Annotated in this window: 16 protein-coding genes; 9 read left to right on the top strand and 7 right to left on the bottom strand. The window is 51.8% G+C overall.

Features of this window, described 5'->3' with window-relative positions:
- Positions 1 to 211 precede the first annotated feature (211 nt).
- From ABD880_RS11355 to ABD880_RS11340, 4 genes are all read left to right on the top strand, one after another.
- Complete coding sequence (locus ABD880_RS11355; RefSeq protein ID WP_345166010.1) at positions 212 to 2,815, top strand: PAS domain-containing sensor histidine kinase; 2,604 nt, start codon at positions 212 to 214, stop codon at positions 2,813 to 2,815.
- 4 nt (positions 2,816 to 2,819) lie between these two features.
- A complete protein-coding gene (locus ABD880_RS11350; RefSeq protein ID WP_345166007.1) occupies positions 2,820 to 3,263 on the top strand; it encodes a response regulator in 444 nt (147 codons plus the stop codon).
- Between the two features lie 116 nt (positions 3,264 to 3,379).
- The gene (locus ABD880_RS11345) at positions 3,380 to 4,093 is read left to right on the top strand and encodes a 2-C-methyl-D-erythritol 4-phosphate cytidylyltransferase (RefSeq protein WP_345166004.1); all 714 of its coding nucleotides are present in this window, start codon (positions 3,380 to 3,382) and stop codon (positions 4,091 to 4,093) included.
- Positions 4,094 to 4,129: 36 nt separating this feature from the next.
- Positions 4,130 to 4,612: a GyrI-like domain-containing protein gene (locus ABD880_RS11340; RefSeq protein ID WP_345166001.1), complete on the top strand. Its 483-nt coding sequence runs from the start codon at positions 4,130 to 4,132 to the stop codon at positions 4,610 to 4,612.
- A gap of 316 nt (positions 4,613 to 4,928) precedes the next feature.
- Here the strand turns inward: ABD880_RS11340 and ABD880_RS11335 are convergent, their stop codons facing one another.
- From ABD880_RS11335 to ABD880_RS11320, 4 genes are all read right to left on the bottom strand, one after another.
- Positions 4,929 to 5,606, bottom strand: coding sequence for an ABC transporter ATP-binding protein (locus ABD880_RS11335; RefSeq protein ID WP_345165999.1), 678 nt, complete (start codon positions 5,604 to 5,606; stop codon positions 4,929 to 4,931).
- A 131-nt stretch (positions 5,607 to 5,737) separates the two neighbouring features.
- On the bottom strand, positions 5,738 to 5,959 hold the full coding sequence (locus ABD880_RS11330) for a DUF2795 domain-containing protein (RefSeq protein WP_022821757.1): 222 nt from the start codon (positions 5,957 to 5,959) through the stop codon (positions 5,738 to 5,740).
- A 147-nt stretch (positions 5,960 to 6,106) separates the two neighbouring features.
- Complete coding sequence (locus ABD880_RS11325) at positions 6,107 to 6,901, bottom strand: outer membrane beta-barrel protein (protein ID WP_345165976.1); 795 nt, start codon at positions 6,899 to 6,901, stop codon at positions 6,107 to 6,109.
- Positions 6,902 to 6,954: 53 nt separating this feature from the next.
- On the bottom strand, positions 6,955 to 8,271 hold the full coding sequence (locus ABD880_RS11320) for a DUF349 domain-containing protein (RefSeq protein WP_345165974.1): 1,317 nt from the start codon (positions 8,269 to 8,271) through the stop codon (positions 6,955 to 6,957).
- A 259-nt stretch (positions 8,272 to 8,530) separates the two neighbouring features.
- On the opposite strand from ABD880_RS11320, the gene ettA reads away from it, so the two are divergent.
- Entirely contained in the window at positions 8,531 to 10,198 is a 1,668-nt protein-coding gene (gene ettA / locus ABD880_RS11315) for an energy-dependent translational throttle protein EttA (protein WP_345165971.1), read from the top strand.
- On the opposite strand, the gene ABD880_RS11310 is transcribed toward ettA, so the two are convergent.
- Positions 10,195 to 10,386 (bottom strand): hypothetical protein, encoded by a 192-nt coding sequence (locus tag ABD880_RS11310; RefSeq protein WP_345165968.1) that lies wholly within the window; start codon positions 10,384 to 10,386, stop codon positions 10,195 to 10,197. The two genes, ettA and ABD880_RS11310, sit on opposite strands and share 4 nt — an antisense overlap.
- 563 nt (positions 10,387 to 10,949) lie before the next feature.
- Here ABD880_RS11310 and ABD880_RS11305 point away from each other — a divergent pair.
- Entirely contained in the window at positions 10,950 to 11,186 is a 237-nt protein-coding gene (locus ABD880_RS11305; RefSeq protein WP_345165966.1) for a DUF2188 domain-containing protein, read from the top strand.
- 194 nt (positions 11,187 to 11,380) lie between these two features.
- Positions 11,381 to 12,280, top strand: a complete 900-nt coding sequence (locus tag ABD880_RS11300; RefSeq protein WP_345165964.1) for an alpha/beta fold hydrolase — start codon at positions 11,381 to 11,383, stop codon at positions 12,278 to 12,280.
- Positions 12,281 to 12,409: 129 nt separating this feature from the next.
- Here the strand turns inward: ABD880_RS11300 and ABD880_RS11295 are convergent, their stop codons facing one another.
- Positions 12,410 to 13,108 (bottom strand): YceI family protein, encoded by a 699-nt coding sequence (locus ABD880_RS11295; protein WP_345165961.1) that lies wholly within the window; start codon positions 13,106 to 13,108, stop codon positions 12,410 to 12,412.
- Positions 13,109 to 13,475: 367 nt separating this feature from the next.
- On the opposite strand from ABD880_RS11295, the gene ABD880_RS11290 reads away from it, so the two are divergent.
- Complete coding sequence (locus ABD880_RS11290; protein WP_345165959.1) at positions 13,476 to 16,265, top strand: outer membrane beta-barrel protein; 2,790 nt, start codon at positions 13,476 to 13,478, stop codon at positions 16,263 to 16,265.
- A 193-nt stretch (positions 16,266 to 16,458) separates the two neighbouring features.
- Positions 16,459 to 18,567: a sensor histidine kinase gene (locus tag ABD880_RS11285; RefSeq protein WP_345165956.1), complete on the top strand. Its 2,109-nt coding sequence runs from the start codon at positions 16,459 to 16,461 to the stop codon at positions 18,565 to 18,567.
- Positions 18,568 to 18,636: 69 nt separating this feature from the next.
- Here ABD880_RS11285 and ABD880_RS11280 read toward each other — a convergent pair whose 3' ends face one another.
- Positions 18,637 to 19,836, bottom strand: coding sequence for a PQQ-dependent sugar dehydrogenase (locus ABD880_RS11280; protein ID WP_345165953.1), 1,200 nt, complete (start codon positions 19,834 to 19,836; stop codon positions 18,637 to 18,639).
- Between the last annotated feature and the right edge of the window lie 153 nt (positions 19,837 to 19,989).

The raw sequence follows: 19,989 nt of genomic DNA, 5'->3' as shown, positions 1-19,989 counted from the left end.
CTGTTCTTTTGAGGCTAGGGCCAGACCAAGTATCTTTAGGAGTTGGATTTTGTGAAGTTGACAGACTCTTTGGCTTTTCCCCGCAACCGGTTTTGGTGTATAGCCCAGAAGCGCAACGCAAACGTATCCCTCCTCTGCTCACTGCTAAGTAAAAGGCCAAGGCAAGGGAGACAGGGCTGTTTTATTTAAGACCAAGAGAGAAACTAAGAATATGTTGTTTGCAGAAGATGCACTGCTCACCCCGCAGACCGGTACCCAAAATGAGACGCCGGCCCAAGAGGTGGTGCAAGAGCTGGAGGCGGCCAAAAAGCGGCTTGCCTTATTGCAGGAAGAACTTTACCTGGTCAAAGGAGAGCTGCACCTGCTTAGAGAGCAGCGTGACAGCCAGCCAGAGGCCCACAGCGCGCCAGGTACGGGGCGTCCAGAAATTGACCTGACAGAGTACAAGCGCGTGGTAGCCTTGGAGCGTCTGGGCAAAGAGGTGCTGGAGATGAACGCCTCGGCCAAGTTCTCCCTGCAAGAAACCATAGCCTTTTACCTGGCTGGCATTGAGAAGATCCACCCAGACATGCTTTTGTCCTTCATGCGGCTGGAGGGAAACAAGCTATACTCCTTTGCCTCGCCCAGCCTGCCCCCGGCCTATAGTGAATTGCTGGACGGCACCACCATTGGCGACAACGTGGGTTCTTGCGGCACCGCCGCCTTCTTTAAAGAAAAGGTCATTGCCGTAGACATAGCCACAGACAAGCGCTGGAAAGGCTTTAAGGACCTAGCCTTGTCTTATGGCTTAAAAGCGAGCTGGTCTTTCCCCGTCATGGGTTCCAGCCAACAGATTCTGGGCACGCTGGCCGTGTATTACCGCCACGTAAAATCACCCCAGCCCGCCGAAGAAAGCTCACTGGACAGCATCAGAAACCTGTTGCAGCTCATTCTGGAAAGCAAGCTGGCCGAAGACGCCCTGCGGCAGAGCAATGACCGCTACCACCTGGCCACCGCCGCCACCAATGACGCCATCTATGACTGGGACCTTGTCAACAACAGCCTCTACTGGGGCGTAGGCTTTGAGAAGGTGTTTGCCTGCCAACGCACGCCTACCACCTCAACGCTTCAGTTCTGGGCAGACATGCTGCACCCCCTGGACCAAGAGCGGGTAAACCAATCATTAGAGGAGGCCTTGCAGGACACCAGCGCAGACAAGTGGCAGATAGAGTACCGGTCCATCATACCAGACGGCACTACCCTCCACCTGGAGGAGCGTGGCTTTATTCTTAGGGATGAAGCCCAGAAAGCCATTAGAATGGTGGGCGCCGTGCATGACATCACGGCCCGCAAGTATGCAGAAGAAGAGTTGCGCAAGCTCTCCGTCATTGCCAAGGAAACCATCAACGGCGTGCTCATTCTACAGCTGGGCGGCAACCTGCACTGGGTCAATGACGCCTTTACCAGAATGATGGGCTGGACCCTGCCAGAAGTGTTGGGCAAGTCGCCGGGCAGCCTCATGAACGGTGAAGAGACAGATCCGCACACCTTGAGCCAGATCCATGACCACATGGCGCAGCGCCTGCCCTTTGAATGTGAGATGATCCAATACTCCAAGACCAGCCAGAAATACTGGTTTAGGTTGCAGATACAGCCCTTAGAGGACGCCAACTCAGAAGTGGATTTGTTCTTTGTGCTCTTAACAGATATCACTCAGAAAAAAGAAGAAGAACAGCGGTTGCGCTTGCTGGAGTCTGTCATCACCCACGCCAAGGACGCTATTGCCGTCAGTGACATGAGCGCCGTGCCGGGCGGCGAATTGAAAACCATCTTTGTGAACCCTGCTTTTACAAAGGTGACCGGCTATGCCTCAGAAGACGTGTTGGGCAGAGAGCTCAAGATGCTGGGCGGCCCCGCCGAACTCCCTGGCCAGGCCGAAGCCATTGAAAAGTTGAATCTGGCCATTGCCAAGGCAGAGGCCTGTGAAATAGAGCTCATCAACTACAGAAAAAACGGGGAGCCGTACTGGGCTCATCTGGAGGCCGTTCCCATTTACGACAAGGCAGGCGAGCACGCCTACTGGCTGTTTGTGCACCAGGACATCACCGCGCGCAAAAACTACTTGGCAGAGCGTGAGGTGCTTATTTCTGAACTCACCCAAAACAACTCAGATTTAAAGCAGTTTTCCTTTATTACCTCGCACAACCTGCGGGCGCCTTTGTCCAACCTGGTGGGCATCTCCAACCTCATAGACATGAAGGCCATCCCGGCCGGCCGAAACCGCATGCTTATTGAGAAGTTCAAGGAGTCTACTATAAAGCTGAACCACGTCATTGACGATCTGCTGGAGATTCTCATCATCAAGAACAACGTAGCCCTTAAAAAAGAGATGATTTCTGTAGAATCTGTCTTTGCGCACGTGCAGGGCTCCTTAGAGGGCTTGTTGCAAGAAGTGAACGGGCAGGTGCAGACAGACTTTCCTGCCGGGCAGGACGTGTATTGCAATCAGGGGTACCTGCACAGCATTCTGTTAAATTTGCTGTCCAATGCCATTAAGTACCGTTCTCTGGAGCGGCCCCTGCAGGTACACCTAAAAACAGAGCGTACCCCAGACGGCTTGGCGCTTTCTTTTGCAGACAACGGCCTGGGCATGGACCTGGACCGGTACGGAGACCGCATCTTTGGCCTGTACCAGCGGTTCCATGACAACGCAGACAGCAAGGGCCTGGGCTTGTACATTGTGCATTCTCAGATAAAAGCCATGGGCGGTACTATTTTTGTTAACAGCGAAGTAAACAAAGGCACTACCTTTGTGCTACAGTTCAAGGGACAATAAGGTCATGCTGAAGAAGGTAGTATTAATTGACGATGATGAGATTGCCCTCATGCTCTGTGAGTTGGTCATTGAGCAGAATGATTTTACCCAAGAGGTGGTAAAGCTCGCCAATGGTAAGCAGGGCTTGGATTTCTTTGAGAACCAGGCAACAGGCTTGCAGCAGGGCGGCGGCAAAGAAACGCCTTCTTTGGTCTTTTTGGACTTGAACATGCCCATTATGAACGGCTGGGACTTTCTGGACGGTTTTTCAGAGAACTACCAGACGCTGTTTCCAGAGACCCGCGTGGTGGTGCTTTCCTCTACGGTAGACCCTCAGGATTTTGTGCGGGCCAAGCAATACGGCTTTGTGGCAGACTTTCTCAACAAGCCCCTCAGTGACGAGGCCATCTCTAGCTTGCGCATGAATAGCAAACTGCAAGGCCTGTTTCATCCTGAAAACCTGAATTAGATTTATTTGACGCTTCAGGGGGCTTGGTGTCGTTTTTGGCTTGTTTTCTGTAAAACAGACCAAAAACGGCTACAGGTGCTGGCGGCTTTCTTTCGTTTCTGTATTTTGCAACGTCCATGCAAGAACCATCTTACCCTATCTATACCATTGTGGTGGCCGGCGGCACAGGCAGCCGTATGAACGCGCCCTTGCCCAAGCAGTTTCTGCCGGTGGCGGGTCTGCCTGTGCTCATGCACACGCTGTTGCGCTTTCATGCCTATAATCCTGCCATGCCCTTGGTGTTGGTCTTGCCAGCAGCAGAACTAGCCACCTGGAAAGACCTCTGCCTGCAGTATGATTTTAGAGTGACGCACCAAGTGGTAGCCGGCGGCAAAACCAGGTTTCAGTCGGTGCAGAATGGGTTGGCAGCCTTGCGCATCTATGAGGACGGGGTGGTGGCGGTGCATGACGGCGTGCGGCCGTTTGTAACCCAGGCCATCATCCATACCGCCTTTGAGACCGCCCATGAGCTAGGTACCGCAGTCGTGTCTGTTGCCTTGAAGGACTCCATCCGACGTGTGACGGGCAACGTGTCCAAAGCTGTGAACCGTAACGCTTATAAGCTGGTTCAGACGCCGCAGTGTTTCAGGTTGCCCTTGTTGCGCCGCGCCTATGAGCAGGGCGAGAGCTCGCAGTTCACCGATGACGCCTCTGTGGTGGAAAAATTCGGGCATAAGATTCATCTGGTGGAAGGCGCTTACCAGAACATCAAGCTCACCACGCCAGAAGACATGCTCCTGGCAGAAGCCATCTTGGCTGCAGAACGATCCAATCAATCTCCCAAGCAATAGCAACAGCGCTCTTTCTAAAAGCATTACCACCCTACCATGGAGGACCCAAAGATTGTTGACCTGCCAGAGAAGCTGTTAGTGGGCCTGCGCAGTACTACTAGTCTGGCAGAAAACAATGCAGCAGCGCTATGGCAACAGTTTATGTCGCGTCACCGCGAGATTGGGCATAGGGTAGGGCAGGAGTTCTATTCAGTGCAAGAATACCCGGTCAACTTCTTTAGTCAGGTGGTGAATCCCAGTACTAAGTTTGAGAAATGGGCAGCGGTAGCAGTTAGTTCTGCAGACAACCTGCCAGAAGGAATGGAGCTATTGACGGTGCCAGCCGGAAAGTACGCCGTATTTGTGCACAAAGGCCCATCCAGTGAATTTTATGTGACGGCTAGCCATATCTTCGGGACGTGGCTGCCAACCTCTGGCTTCGCATTAGATGATAGACCGCATTTTGAGGTGATGGGCGAAAAATACTTAGGCCACCTGCATGCAGATTCTGAAGAGGAAGTCTGGATTCCTATCAAATAACTACTACTATATCAAAAGAGACAGCCGTTTTTAGCCTGTTTTCCAGAAAAGAGTCCAAAAATGGGGCATTACCAGATGTGTTTCCGTTGCTAAGGATTTAACTTTCTACCTGAAGCTTATACTTTGAACTTGTTTGGAGTATCCAAGGGAAAGATTTTCTCGCTCGCCTCTGGCGAGTGTGAGCAACAGGCGGCGTCCCGCCGCGTCTTCCATACCTGCCTGGTTTTTTATGCGGCCAGAGGCCGCCCGTAGCCCACACTCGCCAGAGGCGAGCGAGATACATATCTGAGTAAGCTACCTAAGGTTGCTAACCAAATCATCTTACTAACACCTGCTTGTTCTCTAAAAACTGCTGGTGTGCCATGATTGTCTCTGGTGTGATTTTCTCTAGTTGCGGGTTGGGCTGGGAGATATTAAGCAGATAGCCTTGCAGCGGGAGCAGGTTCAACAAGTCATGCGTAATGCAGAGCACGGTCTTCTGCTGGTCTTGCACCCAAGAAGCCATCAAATCAAAGACGCGTTTCTTGTGGTATACATCCAGCTGTTGCGTGGGCTCATCTAGCAGGGCCAGCGGCGTTTCCTGTAGCATCAATTGCGCCAGCCAGACCAGCTGTTGCTCTCCACCAGAAAGATCTGTGAAAGTGCGGTTACTCAGGTGAGAGATGTGGAGTTGGTCTAAGACCTGTTCTACGCGCTGGTAATCTGCAGCACCATACGGCTCCAGCATACGCTTTTTCCTGAACAGTCCCATCACTACCAACTCTCTGGCCAGGATAGGAAAGGCTACGTTGTTTTTTTGAGGCAGATAAGAAAGCGTTCTGGCCATGGCACCCATGCGCGTGGGCAATGGTTGACCTTGCACCAAGACCTGTCCTTTATAAGGAATCTGCCCGGTCAAGGCCTTGAGAAAGGTAGACTTGCCGCTACCGTTGTGCCCAATAATGGCAATGAAGGTAGGAGTGGGCACTAAAAAAGAAAGGTTGCGGATTAGCACGCGCTCCGCGTACCCCGCAACCAATTCTCTTATCTCTAAAATGGCCAAAATAATGACTAGTGATTAATGAATAATGATTAATAGTTCTGGAGATGCTCCTTTAATCATTAATCACTAGTCATTATTCATTATTAATATTCGTCCTCGTTGAACATGAAGTCCTCTTTGGTCGGGTAGTCCGGCCAAACCTCCTCAATGCTCTCGTATGGCTGACCATCGTCTTCCAGGGCTTGCAGGTTTTCTACTACTTCCATGGGCGCGCCCGAGCGGATAGAGTAGTCAATCAATTCATCCTTGGTGGCCGGCCATGGTGCGTCTTCCAGGTAAGAGGCTAGTTCCAGTGTCCAATACATAGTAAAATCTCCTTAAAGTATAGCTGTTAATTGTTGCAAAAATAGAATTAAGATTGACAAATCAAACATTCTTCTCAAAGCTGTGCAGGCTTTGATAGTTGCACAACGCGTGAGGCCGAAAAATGTTGAGATTTTAGGATGTTTTTTCTATTCGTGGCGGGCCGGGCTGGTGCCGTCGCCGGTGTTGAACAAGAAATGTACGCCAACCTGTATGCCAATCACAAAGTTCTGGCGCAGGTTGTACCAGTCTGGGTCTCTTGTCTTGTCGTTGATGTTCTCCTCTTTTCTGATGTTGACAAAGTTGTAATGGCCGCGCAGGTTGGCACTAAGGTAGGTGTTGGAATTGACGTCAAACTCAAGGCCGGTGCCAACTGCCGCCCCTAGGTCATATTTGTTGAAGCTGCCCACTTTGCTGTCTTTCTGACGGTCCTCTTCATCTACACTAGCCAACAAATACGTGCCTGGCGCAGGGCCGGTAAACTCCACCCCTTTCTGGCTGTAGGTGGCAGACCTTGAGATGCGGTTGGTCTCGGTGCCCTTCTGTAAGAAGCTGATCTGCGGCCCGAAGTGGAAGTTAAAGCGCATTCTACCCGTGGTGGTGTACTTAAACAGCAAGGGTACGTTCCAGTAGACCAGGTCAATTTCTTTTTCGCCGGTCTTGTCACCGTTCACGTCTACAATGTCAAAGTTCTCGCCTTGCTTGGATCTGATGAGTTCTACCTGCAGGTTATGATTCTCATTGAACTTGTAGCCGGCAGTAATGCCAAAGGGCGCCCACTTGGTGGTGAATTTGTGTTCGTAGTTCACGTCCTCGTACTGCTCGTCATTGATGATCCACGTGTTTTGGAACTGCGTGGTCACGCCAATGTAAGGACCCTTGGTGCTTTGGGCCTGTGACAGCAACGGGAAAAGGAGAAAGGGGAGTAAAAGGTATTTTTTCATAGCGTAAGCCGTTTGGTTCATTGTGTATTAAACTCAAACGGCTTACGATGAACTTAGGCTGTTTTGTTGCTGGAAGTGGTAGTTCTTTTCTTCAAGAGCTCAATCAACTCGTTTTTAGTGCGCAGTTTTCTGTTGAAGTTCTTGATCTTTCCCTCCAGCATGGTCCTGAAGGTTTCATTGCTCTGGTTAGGGTGCAGGCGGTCCAGGTTGGTTTGCAACACCTCCAGTTCTGCCTTGTCAGACTTGATGAATTCACGCAGGGCGTTGATGCGGGCATGGATCTGGTCGTTCTCAGAGTTTTTGCCTTCTGGTAAGGGGCGCTTGCGCATGTAGTGCTCCAGGCTGCTCAGCTCAAAAATCTTGTCACAGGCTACCAGGAATCCTTCCCAGACAATGTCAGACTCGTCCTGCTTAACGGGGCCAATCTTCTTCCAGGCGGCTTGCAGTTCTTTGGCGCGGGACACGGCTTCTGAGGTGGGTCTTTCTAACAATTCCTCGGCCTCGGCTACCAGGGCTTTTTTCTTGGCTAGGTTATCTTCCAGGTACTTATCCTTAGACTCAGTCTTCTGGCTGTTGATGTGTTTTTTAAGGCGCTCAAAGAAATGGTTGTTGGCGGCTCTAAAGCTGTTCCAGAGGTCATTGGACATCTTGCGGGGCAGGTTGCCGCCAATCTCTTTCCACTGGTTCTGCAGGTCTTTGAGCTTCTTGCTGGTCTCTTCCCACTCGTCAGAATTCTTGACCGCTTCTGACTGGGCAATGAGGGCTTTGTATTTGTCAATGGTGCGGGAGAGCATGTCCTTTTTGTCCTGGAAGAACTCTTTCTTACGGGTAAAGAAGGCCTCTACGGCGGTTCTAAAGCGCTCTTCCAATTCGTCGGTCAGGCTCTTTTCTACCGGGCCGGTCTTAATCCAGGTCTGGCGCATCTCCTTGAGTTTGTCAGAGGTCTCCTGCCAGTCAATGCTGTCAATGAGTTCTTCGGCCTGTTGGATGAGCGTTACTTTGGTAGACAGGTTTTTGTCACGGTTCTTGGCAATGGCGTCTTTTATCTCTTGCTCTGCCGCGGACAGGCGGTGGTGCAAGGCTTCAAAGTCACCAATGGCGTCATATTTCTCCACCTGTTCTTTCAGGTGCAGGACTTTCATCAAGAAAGAACCTTTGTTCTCAGAGGTCTCTATTTTCTCCAGCAGGCTGTCTACCTTCTGTCTAAAGTTCTCAAAACGGTTCGCGAAGTAGAGCAGGGAATCTTCGGGCACCTCCTTTACTTCGCCTACCTGGCGGGCCGGGAAATTCATGAATGGCTTAAGCCAAACCTGGGTTCCCTCCACGTAGCCGAACTTATGGGCTTCCTCAGACAAATCTTTGGTTTCCATCAACTGGATTATTTTCTAAAAAATGAATAGTCTATATTTTCTACAAGTTTATGAATTGCCGCCAATTTTCATAACCCCGCACCGCCAAATTTGCGATATTTGCGAGCCTTGGCCAGAACAAACCATTGCCGGACGTCTGCATACATACTGATTTCATGGTGGGAATGTTCTAGTACGTTTTTGGGCTATTTTTGTGAATTCAGGCCAAAAACGATTCCTTAGCCGCTAAGCACCAGTATCTAACCAACCCAACAGGTCTATGAGTAACGAAACCATCATCTTTTCCATGGCGGGGGTAAGCAAGATTTACCCTCCCCAGAAACAGGTTCTTAAAAACATTTACCTTTCTTTCTTTTACGGCGCCAAGATTGGCGTGCTGGGTCTAAACGGCTCTGGTAAGTCTTCTCTCTTGAAGGTGATTGCCGGCGTAGACAAGGCCTACCAGGGCGAAGTGGCGTTCTCGCCGGGTTATTCTGTGGGTTACCTGGAGCAGGAACCGCAGTTGGACCCTACCAAAACCGTGATGGAGATTGTGCAGGAAGGCGTAGCCGAAACGGTGGCCCTTCTGAAAGAGTTCGACGAAATCAACGAGGCCTTCGCGCAAGAAGACGCTGATTTTGACAAGCTCATTGCCCGCCAAGGCGAAGTGCAGGAACGCCTGGATCATCTGGGTGCCTGGGACCTGGACAGCAAACTGGAGCGCGCCATGGACGCCCTTCGCACACCGCCAAGTGAGGCTGTAATTGGCAACCTCTCTGGTGGTGAGAAACGCCGCGTAGCCCTTTGCCGCCTGTTGTTGCAAGAGCCAGACGTGTTGCTACTGGATGAGCCTACCAACCACTTGGACGCCGAGTCTGTGCTTTGGTTGGAGCAACATTTACAGCACTACAAAGGCACCGTGATTGCCGTTACCCACGACAGGTACTTCCTGGACAAAGTAGCGGGCTGGATTCTGGAACTGGACCGCGGAGAGGGTATTCCCTGGAAAGGAAACTACACCAGCTGGTTAGAGCAGAAGTCTGAGCGTTTGGCCAAGGAAGAGAAAACCGAAAGCAAGCGCCAGAAAACCTTGCAGCGTGAATTGGAGTGGGCCCGCATGAGTCCAAAGGCGCGTCAGGCCAAGTCCAAAGCGCGTTTGGGCAACTATGAGAAAATGGCCTCTGAGGAAGCCAAAGAAAAAGAACAAAGACTGGAGCTCTTCATCCCAGATGGTCCGCGTTTGGGTAACGTGGTGATTGAAGCGGAAGGGTTAAAGAAAGCCTACGGCGACAAGCTTCTCTTTGAAGACCTTTCCTTTAACCTGCCACCGGCGGGTATTGTGGGCATCATCGGGCCGAACGGTGCAGGTAAGTCTACCTTATTCCGTCTCATTACAGGCCGTGAGACGCCAGATGCCGGTACTATCAACGTGGGCCCTACCGTAGAATTCGCCTACGTAGACCAACAGCACGAAAGCCTGGACCCCAACAAGTCTGTGTTTGAAACCATCTCGGGTGGTACGGAGACTATGCTTTTGGCAGGCCGTCAAGTAAATGCCCGCGCCTACGTGAGCAAGTTCAACTTTAGTGGCGGTGACCAGGAGAAGAAAGTAGGCGTGCTGTCTGGGGGTGAGCGCAACCGCGTGCACCTGGCCATGACCTTGCAACAAGGCGCCAACTTGTTGCTACTGGATGAGCCTACCAACGACCTGGACGTGAACGCCATTCGTGCCCTGGAAGACGCGCTGGAGAACTTTGCCGGTTGCGCCGTAGTCATCAGCCACGACCGCTGGTTCCTGGACAGAATTGCCACCCACATCCTGGCCTTTGAAGGTGACTCACAGGTAGTTTGGTTTGAAGGTAACTTCTCTGACTACGAAGAAGCGAAGAAGAAACGCCTAGGTGACGTGGAGCCTAAGCGCATTAGATATAAGAAGCTGATGGACTAAGTCTGTTTTTTACCTATTTCCCAGAAAAGAGCCCGAAAACGAAAGTCTTCGGGCTCTTTTGGTTTGGGGTGGGATGGTTTTGTGATTGGGTTAGTTGAGCCGCTGTTGTGCTTGTTGGTGATAACACCAACAAGGGCGGGAGTGATTTGATGGAGAATAAATGGTTTTACATCTATTAAGTTTTCCATATATACCTCCTTTGTAATCTTGATAACGTTGTTAATTTGCTGATTGGTAATTAGTTGTGATATTGATAACTCATGTATAAGAAATGGATAAAATAAATTTCAATGGGAGGCTTAACATAAGATTCACCTCTATATTTGACTAAACCAATCAACGAAAAATGAAGTGAAGGTAAAATCAAAAACAAAAGGCACTAAAGAAACTATTGTCTCTTCAGTGCCTAGTCATGTAGAAGGTCCTAAGTGGTTATTGATTGGCGTCTTAACACTCGGGTACCTCGCCAGTATTTTGACTCACCTTGATAGCATCATTACGAAGCTACTCCAGTGGTTCAATTAATGAAGGGTGCCTCATATAGGGGCACCTTTTCATTTACTCCGCAATTATAGCTTTTAAAGTTGAGTATCTATATTATGCTTGATTCTTTTGCAGGTTCTGATAGATGCTAATAGTAAATAATATGCTTGCTGACCTACCCTGCAATGGTAATAGTAAATGAGATTCCCTCGCAACTTTCCTTTCCTCCCCACAGTAAAAACGCTCTAAACCAAACGTGTAGAAAGCCATGGCAGATAGAAAGATATATCACGTGAACAAAACCGAAGAGGGTTGGGAAGGGAAGTTGGAGGACGGACAGCGAGCCTCGGTGACGGGTACCAACAAGCAGGAGGTGGTGAAGAAGACAATTGAGATAGCCAAGAACCATTCTACCAGTTCTGTCATCATCCATACCCAGGACGGCAAGATAGAAGAGGAGCGCACGTTCCCTAGAGGCAGTGATCCTAGAGCCACCAAAGGCTAATTCAACCTCATGACTATTCCCTTAGAACAAGGCAGAACCGTTTTTGCCCTGTTTTCACCAAAAGAGCCCGAAAACGAAAGTCTACGGGCTCTCTTGGTGTATAGGATCTTGCTTGGCATGCATAGAGGATGTGAGAGCCATTCAAAACAAAATGAGTAGCTTTCACTTCTAATCAAAATCACCTTGGCCCAGTCATGAAGTACCTGATCTCCATACTCTTTTTATTTTCCTGGTTTGTCGCCTCATCAGTACAAGCTCAAGCGCCAGCACCTAAACTCATTACCTGGCAAGAGTTGATGCAGCTGCCCACGCCGGCGCCGGGCCAGAAGATAGCCTATAGCACAGATTCCTTACAGTTTGGCGAGTTGCGCCTGCCGCAAGGCAAAGGACCGTTCCCAGTGGTGGTGGTCATTCATGGCGGGTGTTGGCTGGCGCAATACAATTACCAGTACATGAACCACCTCAGCGCCGCCTTGACCAAAGCCGGATATGCCACCTGGAACATTGAGTTCAGGCGCGTGGGCAACCCTGGCGGCGGCTGGCCAGGCACGTTTCTGGACGTGGCGCAGGGCGTGGACTTTGTACGGCAACTGGCCAGGCAATACCCTGTAGACAGCAAGAAGGTGGTAGTGATGGGACACTCGGCGGGAGGGCATCTGGCTTTGTGGGCGGCGGGCAGAAAGAACATTGCCAAGACCAGTGAGTTGTACACCAAGAAGCCTTTGAAAGTGAAGGGCGTGGTAGCCTTGGCGGGCATTCCAGACTTGGCGAGTTACGCCATGGCCCCAGGCAGTTGCAACAGCGCGGTGCCGCAATTGATGGGTGGCCTGCCAAATGAAGTTCCCCATAGATATGCCTCAGGTTCTCCCATGCAGCTCAAGCCCGGCAGTGCTATCATTAGACTGGTGCAAGGTGAGAAAGATCCCATTGTACCCGTGGCGCAACCTCAGGCGTTTGAGGAAAAAATAAAGCGGCCTTACTCAGAAATACAGACAGTGTTGCTGCCCAACGCCGGGCATTTTGACTTGGTCGCGCCCACCTCACCGGTTTGGTCTACTGTGGAGCAGGTCGTGAAGGACGTCCTTAGAAAATAGTTATCAGCTCAGGACAGTGGCTGGATGGTTTAAATGTACTAGGCGGTCCTTTCGGTTTTGGCCTGTTTTCATGAAAAGAGCCCGAAAACGCTTGGTCTTCGGGCTCTTCTGTTTTCAATTTAAGGGCAGTTACCGGCCGGCGGTCACGTCATTGGGTTTCTTGGCTTTGAGGTCTAGCTCAATGTTCACGGTCTCTGAGATAAATTTGTCCCCTAAGGTTTTGTCATTGCCATAGTTCATCTGCCACTGGCGGCGGTCAATGTCAAAGTTGGCTTTGGCCTTGAGGCCGTTGTCATCCAGGTCAATGCGTGCCGGGAACGAGATGTTCTTGGTCACGTCTTTCAAGGTGAAGTTACCGCTCACGGTATAGTTGGCACCGTCTACCAATGACGTGTCTTTGCTGTTGGCCTCATAGGGAGCCACGTTGGTGATCTCAAACCGGGCGGTGCCAAACTTGCCCGCGTCAAAGAAGTCGCCGCTTAAGAGGTGGGGCTTTAACTTTGTTTGGAACATTTCCTCTTTCTGCTCCACATCCAGAGAGTTGATGTTAATCAGGAAAGTGCCGCCCGTGATCTGGTTGTTGGCCACGGCCACTTCGCCAGAGGCCAGATGGAAATTGCCCGGGTGGTTCTTGCCCACGCCGTGCCCAATAAACCTTACCTTAGAATCAGCGGTGTCTACCACAAAGGTCTGGCCAGTAGCATTGGCGGCTTGCTGTTCATCGGTGATTGTGGCTTTGTCTCCCTTGGGGGCTTTGTCGCAGGAGGCCAGGCCCAGGCCGGCGGCCAGGAACAGGCAAGCAGTGTAAATAGTGAAGGAATTTTTCATAGTTGTAGAGAATAGTGACGTGAACGTGTAACAATCCATAGGGTTGAATTGCTTTGAACGAACTTTTACCAGCTTAGTTTCCAAAGTGTTAGGACGGACGGCGTCTTGGCAGAAGGCGCTTCTAGGAAAGAATAATCTTCGTTTTTGGTCTGTATTCCAGAAATTAGCCCAAAAACGGGTTTCCAAAATACAGCCCTCTTTTCTTGCCACTTCAAGGCAACCTGTTGTACTTAGGCAATGACCGGGCAGAGCTAGTTAAAGTTTTGTTAAACCCAGCGGCAGACGCACCAGAAGCGGGGGCTTTTTGCTAACATTACCTTTCCTAAAAGAAAGCTCTGTCACCACTATCATCCTTACTCAAATTTGTATGAAATCATGTTTACTGCTGGTCTTGCTGGCGGCGTGTACGTTACTGCCAAGCCTGGCTTCTGCCCAGAAAGGCGAGGTAAAAGGCAAGCTCCTGGATGTGCAGCACAAAGAGCCGCTGGGCTATGCCACCATTGCCGTCTACACCGCCCAGGACACTAGCCTGGTCACCTTTAGGGTAAGCGATGAGAAGGGTGCTTTCAAGGTGCCCGGGCTGGCGCTCAACCAGCAACTACGCATTGTCATCTCCATGACCGGCTTCAAAACCTACCGCAAAGAATTCAAGCTCACGCCAGAGGCATCAGACCTAGACTTAGGCGAGATTGGCATGACCATGGCCGACAACGTGCTGGGCGAGGTGCTCATCACCGCCGAGACGCCGCCCATCATTGTGCGCAAGGACACGCTGGAGTTCAACGCCAACTCGTTTAAAACTTTGCCCACCGCCTTGCTGGAGGATTTGTTGAAGAAACTGCCCGGTGTGACCGTGGACCAAGCCGGCGACATCTCTGTGAATGGCAAGCGCGTGAACAAGATTCTGGTGGACGGCAAGGAGTTCTTCGGGAACGACCCCAAAGTGGCCTCGCGCAACCTGCCGGCAGACATGATTGATAAAGTGCAGGTGGTCAATGACCCAGACGCCGTGCGCCGGGACCCAGACCTGCCCGTGAATGAGATTCCGCAGGTGATTAACCTAAAGCTCAAGAAAGGCATCAAGCAGGGCGCGTTTGGCAAAGCCTACGCCGGCAAAGGCACCAAGAACCTGTATGAGGCGGGCGGCATCTTGAACGTGTTCAGGGACACGACTCAAATTAGTTTGCTGGGTTACTCTAACAACTTAAACAGACCGGCCTTCGGATTTGAGGATATCTCCAGGATTGGCGGCTTTAGCAGAAGCGGCATGAATACCATCATGGTGCGCAGTGACGGCGGCTTTGCCGTGAACGGCATCTCTTTTGGCGGTACCGAGGACGGCATTCAGCAGTCCAGCGGCGCGGGCGGTAACTTCAACACCATCTTAAAGAAAGACCTCAAACTGAACCTGCAGTACTTCTTTGGCGGCATTGACGCAGATTTGGGCCAGCTGATCAACTCCTTGCAGACCCTGGAGGGCGACACCACTAACAGCCGCCGCGACAGAAACCAGTTCTCCAAGAGCCGCAACCACCGCTTGGGCGGACGTCTGGACTGGAAGATAGATTCCCTCACTACGTTCAGTATCACGCCGGGCTTAACACTGGCCAAGACCAGAACCAACCAACAAATCTACACCCTCACCAGCGGCAATTACGGCGAGCTGGTGAATGAAAGCGACAACCACCAGTTGCTGGAAAGCGACAACGTCACCTTAACCGGCGAAGTGGCCTTTGACCGACTGTCAGCAAGCAAGAAAGGGCGTCAGTTCAACTTCTTCGGGAATTACAACTTTAACCTGGGAGACCAGCAACAGTACTACACCGCCGCAGACCGGTTCTTCAAGCCCAGTCAGCGCTTTGAGTACCTGGACCAACTGCGCGACAATGAGGTGAACAACACGGCCGTCAACACCTCCTTCTCGTTTACGGAGCCCATCAGCAAAACCCTGAGCGGCGTGGCCAGGATCAATACCGAGTATTTTGAAAACCAAAACCTGGTCAACACTTTTGACGGCAACAGAGACACCGGCGAGTACCCAGATCAGATCTTTGCCCTCTCAGATGAGGTAGAGCGGAGCGGTTGGCGCAATTACGTGACCACCAGCTTGAAATGGAAATACAAGGACTTTACCCTGCAGCCGGGCGTGCGCTTCACCCTGCTCAATATTGAGAACACGTTCTTAAAAAGTGCAGATATTCCGCAGGAGTACTTCTACGTGTTCCCGTCCATGACGGCGGCGTACAAAGGCTTTAACCTGAGCTACAACGTGAACGTGCGCGAACCCTCTGCCGCCGACCTGCAACCCGTGGCGGACTACTCTAACACGCTTTTCATTCAGGAAGGAAATCCGGGCCTCAAGCCTACCATCTCCAATTCTGTGAACCTGAACTACCGTAAGTTTGACGCCAAGCATTCCATCAATTACTGGGCGTACATGTCTGGGAGCATGAGCAAAGACGCCGTGACCCGTTCCAGAACCATTGACCAGGTAACCAAGGTGCAGACGTACAGACCTGTCAACACAGACGGCAACTGGCAGGTGAACGCCAACGCAGACGTGAACAAGGACTTTAAGTTTGACGGCAAGCGCCAGTTCTCCCTGGGGGCCTCTCTTTGGTTTAACTACACCAAGTCGCTTATTCTAGTGAACGACGTGCGCAGCTACGGCCAGAACGTCTCCTGGAACCCCAGCCTTAAAGCCAGCATGAACCTCAATGACAAGCTGGAGTTCAATGAGACGCTTACCCTGGGCGTGCGCAACAGTTCTTACACGTCTAATGCCATCCCAGACATCAACTTTACCAGCAAAACCTCCAGAACCGGGGTGGTGGTGCGTTTGCCCAAGCGCATTGTCTGGGAGGCCACCTTTGACTATACCTACAACTCCAACGTGGCCCCTGGCTTGCGTAGGGACAATGGCCGCCTGAACGCGGGCGTCACGTTCCTGTTCATGAAGAATGACCGCGCCCAGCTCAAGTTCTCTGTCTATGACCTGCTAAACCAGAACATTGGCGCGTACAGGTCCATCAGAGAGAACTTGGTAGAAGACTACCAGACGGTGGTGTTGCGCCGGTACGGGTTGGTCACGTTCACGTATAACATTAGAAACTTCGGCGGAAAAGTGGGAGGCACCAACACCTTCTTTCGGTTCTAAGCTTCGTTTTTAGCCTGTTTTCCACAAAAGAGCCCCAAAACGTATGGGGCTCTTTTGTTTTAAAAGCCCTTAGATAGTAAAAAGTATATATCTTAATTGAGGTTTCTTACGTAGAGAACTAGTTCTTGAACTAGACTCCTGGCTGGCCCGCTCAATCGGTCTGTGAATCTCTTATACCGCTGTACCCTTTTGTATGTCTACTCTTACTCCTTCCATAACCCAAGATGCCTCTACTATTTTTTTGGGAGGCGGGGAAATGGGAGCTCTCATGCGGGCCTATGACTGGGGTTCTCACCCTTTAGGCAATCCAGCCGCCTGGCCAGAGAGCTTAAAGAGCAACATCAGGCTTATTCTGCATTCCAGGTTTCCTATGTTTGTGTGGTGGGGCAAGGACTTGTACGCGTTTCATAATGATGCCTATCTGCCTGCCCTTGGTGAGAAGCACCCCGCGGCCCTAGGCGCACCAGCCAAAGTCTTATGGGCCGAGGCCTGGGAGCAGCTAGGCCAGATTGCCGAACCCATCTTAAGCGGTGGCGCGCCTTTTTACGCCGAGGGCCTTTATATTCCTTTAAAGCGCAAAGGCTTCATGGAGGACACCTACTGGACGTTCTCTTACAGCCCGGCCTTTGATGATGCCGGCCACGTGAGCGGCATTTTCTGCGCCTGCTTTGAAGAAACCATGACCGTGCTTGGCCAGCGCCGGCTCAAGTCCCTGAAGGATATCTCTGAGGCCATGGCCCAGATTCAAACCCTGGAGGACGCCTGCCAGACTATATGCGAGGTGCTGGACCAGAACCCTGGAGATGTACCGTTCAGCCAGATATACCTGTTAAGCGAAGGGGCCGAAGAAGCGCGCTTACTGGGTCAGGCGGGCATGCCTGCAGACAAAGCCGTACCGTACATTTTTTTGGCAGAGGAGCGCCTGTCTGGCCATTGGCCATTGGGCAGGGTGCTGCTTAGCAAACAGAAAGAGATCATCCCCCACGCCAACGGAACGTTTGTGCTAGACAGACAGGAAGCCGATGGCTCATGGGCGGTGATGGTGCCCATCTACCGGCCCGGGCAGGAAGACTTGCTGGGGTTTCTGGTGGCGGGCCTCAGCAGCAAGTTGGAGTATGACTTGCCGTACCAAGACTACCATGGCCTCATAGCCGGTCAGATTGCCACTTCCATTGCCAGCGTGCAGGCCCAGGCAGAAACCGCCCGCCGCCAAGCCTACCTAACCGAATTGTTTCAGCAGGCACCCGTGGCCATCTGCATCATGTCTGGCCCAGAGCACGTCATTGACATGGCCAACCCCGGCATCTGTGAGCTGTGGGGCAAGAACCATGATGACGTGATAGGCAGGCCTATTTTAGACGCCCTGCCCGAAGTAAGAAACCAAGGCATTAAAGAACTGCTGGACGGCGTGGTGCAAACGGGCATTCCCTATGTGAACAATGAGCTGGCGGTAGAACTCTTGCGCAACGGCGCCCTGGAGACTGTGTACGTGAGTTTTGTCTACCATCCGCTGCGCGATGCCCAGCACAACATCATGGGCGTGATTGCCATTGCCGTGGGCATCAATGAACAGGTAGAGGCCCGGCACCAGATAGAAGCCAAAAACCGCGAGCTGCTGGCCATCAACGCAGACCTGGACAATTTTGTGTACTCGGCCTCGCATGACTTGCGCGCGCCCATCTCTAACATTGAAGGGTTGATAGAGGCCCTGCTGCAAGACCTTCCGCCAGAAACCCTGCAACGCGAGGTGGTGAGCCAGGTGGTGCGCCTTATCCATGGCTCCATAGATCGCTTTAAACGCACCGTCTCTGACCTTACCGAAGTGGCCAAGATTCAGCGCGAGGCGGGAGAAGACGTGGCCGCCCTCAACTTAGCCGAAGTAGTGTCTGAGGTCTGCCTTGACTTTAAGGCCTTCATAGAAAAGTCCGGCGCCCAGATAGAGACAGATTTCAGGTCCAATGCCACGGTGCAGTTCTCGGCTAAGAACATGCGCAGCGTGGTGTACAACCTCATCAGCAACTCTTTAAAGTACCGGGCCCCAGACCGGGTGCCGGTGGTGCGCATCTCTACAGAGGTCATGCCCCATCATGTGGTGCTTTCTGTGCAAGACAACGGCCTGGGCATCAACCCAGGTGACCGCACCAAGATTTTCTCTATGTTCAAACGCATGCATGACCACGTAGAGGGCACCGGTATAGGCTTGTACATAGTAAAACGCATTGTAGAAAACGCCGGCGGCGAAATAGCAGTGAAGAGCCAGCCCGGCGAAGGCACTACCTTTAAAGTCTACTTCAGGAGATAGGGGCACAGGTAACCAAAGACCCCGTTTTTGGCCTCTTTTCTGAGAAACAGGCCAAAAACGGAGCTTAGTTTATTTGCCGGTGTACGCTATGCGGTAAATGACGCCGTTGTCATCATCTGAGAACAAAAGGGAGCCGTCTGGGTGCTGGGCAATGCCGCAGGGTCTGCCAAACTGGGCTTTCTCACCGTTCACCAAAAAGCCTGTCAAAAACTCTTCAATTTGCTTGGGCTGGCCGTTCTCAAACTTTACCCGCACCAGATTATAGCCAGAAGCCTGCGCGCGGTTCCAGGAGCCGTGCATGGTGGCAAAGGCGTCACCGCTGTATTCCTTAGGGAATTGGTTGCCGGTGTAGAACACCATGCCCAGCGGCGCGGCGTGGGCTTTGTACAGGAGTAGGGGATTCTTGCTCATCTTGGCGTATTCTGCCCAGCTCATGTTTTTGGGCTCATCTGCCTTGTTGGCCTTGCCGTTCTCATACACGTACGGCCAGCCATAGTTGCCGCCGTCCTCAATGCGGTTGAACTCTTCCTTGCTTTCTTCATCGCCTAGCCAGTCAATGCCGTGGTCAAAGCCATACATGACCTTGGTGTCTGGGTGCCAGCCAAACCCGATGGTGTTGCGCAAACCCTTGGCGTAGATGCGTCTGTTTTTGCCGTCAGCGTCTGCCTGTAGCATGGTGGCGCTTTCTTTGCTGGTCTCGTCGCAGGCGTTGCAGGTGCTGCCCACGCTCACGTACAGCTTGCCGTCAGGTCCAAAGGCCAGGGTGCGGTTGTTGTGCTGCCCGCCGTCCGGTAGGTCTTTCATGATTTCCTTTAGGGTACCCAGCGTGCCATCTTTGTTGATGTCGGCGGTGTAGACTTCTTTGACCGTGATGAGGTAGGCCTTGCCATTTCTGAGCGTGATGCCGTGCATGTTCTCCTTCTGGGCCACTACTTTAGAGACCTCGGCCTTGCCATCTTTGTTTTTGTCCTGTAGCATGGTCACGGTGCCTTTTTCTCTGCTGGTCACGTACACCGTGCCGTCTGGCGCAACGGCCAGCATGCGGGGTTTGCCCAGGTTCTCGGCGTACTTGGTGACGGTAAAACCTGCAGGTACTTTGAGCTGCTTGACGTTGGCGTCTGTGGCTTCTACCTGCGCGGGCTTGAAGATGTGGCCTTGCACGGTTTCAGCAACGGCTGGTTTTTTTACCTGTGCCCATGCGTGGGGCGTCCAGGCAGCCAACGATAGGGTGAAGAGACCCAAAGACCTTACAACAGTAGTTATTTTCATAGTTTTGGTGGCTGTAGAAACTGGGTTTTCGTAGGGGAAGTCAGTTTCTGTGTTAATTTATTTCACTAGTAATAACCTACCACCGTGCCGTTTGTTATGTTTCAAATCATGACAGATAGCCAGTTGGCTCAGCTTTTCTTTTAGGCGCAACCT

The organism is Nibribacter koreensis (genome assembly GCF_039541795.1).
Lineage (GTDB): Bacteria > Bacteroidota > Bacteroidia > Cytophagales > Hymenobacteraceae > Nibribacter > Nibribacter koreensis.
The sequence above is the reverse complement of the archived record's forward strand: the minus strand, read 5'-3'. Positions and strand labels throughout refer to the sequence as shown.